At 58.1% G+C, this 2482-nt stretch carries 2 rRNA genes (1 of these 2 only partly in view); both read right to left on the minus strand.

The window, feature by feature from the left end:
* Positions 1–337, minus strand: a 23S ribosomal RNA gene (locus tag ACN6LM_RS37435); it reaches 2571 nt to the left of the window's first position.
* Between the two features lie 300 nt (positions 338–637).
* A 16S ribosomal RNA gene (locus tag ACN6LM_RS37440) occupies positions 638–2163 on the minus strand.
* Together the 16S and 23S rRNA genes form the textbook arrangement of a ribosomal RNA operon.
* Positions 2164–2482: the final 319 nt, after the last annotated feature.

Below are 2482 nucleotides of genomic sequence, written 5' to 3' on the forward strand. Positions count from 1 at the left end.
CGTGAAAGAGAGATCCCACAACCCCGCATGCGCAACCCCTGCCGGGTATCACACGCATACGGTTTGGCCTCATCCAGTTTCGCTCGCCACTACTCCCGGAATCACGGTTGTTTTCTCTTCCTGAGGGTACTGAGATGTTTCACTTCCCCTCGTTCCCTCCACACTGCCTATGTGTTCAGCAGCGGGTGACAGCCCATGACGACTGCCGGGTTTCCCCATTCGGACACCCCCGGATCAAAGCTTGGTTGACAGCTCCCCGGGGCCTATCGTGGCCTCCCACGTCCTTCATCGGTTCCTGGTGCCAAGGCATCCACCGTGCGCCCTTAAAAACTTGGCCACAGATGCTCGCGTCCACTGTGCAGTTCTCAAACAACGACCAGCCACCCATCACACACCACTACGTGGTGCTGCACTGGGGCCGGCAACCGAAGGACGACCATGACGGCCGTACCTTCAGATACCCAACAGCGTGCCCGACCCGACCAATTGTTCCTACACGTTCCACGCCGAAGCAGTACTAGTGACAAACAACTTGCCGTGCCGAGTAGTCAACGTTCCACCCATGAGCTGACCACCGTCGAACATTTGCCGACGTAGTGGCTCTGGACCCCTTTGACAGGGTCTAGATGCTCCTTAGAAAGGAGGTGATCCAGCCGCACCTTCCGGTACGGCTACCTTGTTACGACTTCGTCCCAATCGCCAGTCCCACCTTCGACAGCTCCCTCCCACAAGGGGTTGGGCCACCGGCTTCGGGTGTTACCGACTTTCGTGACGTGACGGGCGGTGTGTACAAGGCCCGGGAACGTATTCACCGCAGCAATGCTGATCTGCGATTACTAGCAACTCCGACTTCATGGGGTCGAGTTGCAGACCCCAATCCGAACTGAGACCGGCTTTTTGAGATTCGCTCCGCCTCGCGGCATCGCAGCTCATTGTACCGGCCATTGTAGCACGTGTGCAGCCCAAGACATAAGGGGCATGATGACTTGACGTCGTCCCCACCTTCCTCCGAGTTGACCCCGGCAGTCTCCTGTGAGTCCCCATCACCCCGAAGGGCATGCTGGCAACACAGAACAAGGGTTGCGCTCGTTGCGGGACTTAACCCAACATCTCACGACACGAGCTGACGACAGCCATGCACCACCTGTACACCGACCACAAGGGGGGCACCATCTCTGATGCTTTCCGGTGTATGTCAAGCCTTGGTAAGGTTCTTCGCGTTGCGTCGAATTAAGCCACATGCTCCGCTGCTTGTGCGGGCCCCCGTCAATTCCTTTGAGTTTTAGCCTTGCGGCCGTACTCCCCAGGCGGGGAACTTAATGCGTTAGCTGCGGCACCGACGACGTGGAATGTCGCCAACACCTAGTTCCCAACGTTTACGGCGTGGACTACCAGGGTATCTAATCCTGTTCGCTCCCCACGCTTTCGCTCCTCAGCGTCAGTAATGGCCCAGAGATCCGCCTTCGCCACCGGTGTTCCTCCTGATATCTGCGCATTTCACCGCTACACCAGGAATTCCGATCTCCCCTACCACACTCTAGCCTGCCCGTATCGACTGCAGACCCGGGGTTAAGCCCCGGGCTTTCACAACCGACGTGACAAGCCGCCTACGAGCTCTTTACGCCCAATAATTCCGGACAACGCTTGCGCCCTACGTATTACCGCGGCTGCTGGCACGTAGTTAGCCGGCGCTTCTTCTGCAGGTACCGTCACTTTCGCTTCTTCCCTGCTGAAAGAGGTTTACAACCCGAAGGCCGTCATCCCTCACGCGGCGTCGCTGCATCAGGCTTTCGCCCATTGTGCAATATTCCCCACTGCTGCCTCCCGTAGGAGTCTGGGCCGTGTCTCAGTCCCAGTGTGGCCGGTCGCCCTCTCAGGCCGGCTACCCGTCGTCGCCTTGGTAGGCCATTACCCCACCAACTAGCTGATAGGCCGCGGGCTCATCCTTCACCGCCGGAGCTTTCAACCCTCTCCCAGGAGGAAGAGAGTGTTATCCGGTATTAGACCCCGTTTCCAGGGCTTGTCCCAGAGTGAAGGGCAGATTGCCCACGTGTTACTCACCCGTTCGCCACTAATCCACCCCGAAGGGCTTCATCGTTCGACTTGCATGTGTTAAGCACGCCGCCAGCGTTCGTCCTGAGCCAGGATCAAACTCTCCGTGAATGTTTTCCCGTAATCGGGAGACACATCACGAGAGCGGAACAACAAGGTCGGAATATGACCCGTTGTCCACTGCGTCCTCGCTGTGTTTTGCCTACCCGGACCCGAAGGACCGTGCAGGACTTTCAAAGGAACCACCAACCTGCCGAAGCAGGCCGGGGTATCAACATATCTGGCGTTGACTTTTGGCACGCTGTTGAGTTCTCAAGGAACGGACGCTTCCTTTGTACTCACCCTCGCGGGCTTTCCTCCGGGCGCTTCCCTTCGGTCTTGCGTTTCCGACTCTATCAGACTCTTTCGTGTCCGATTCCCGGTCGAAGCG

It is taken from the genome of Streptomyces sp. SAS_281 (genome assembly GCF_052542855.1).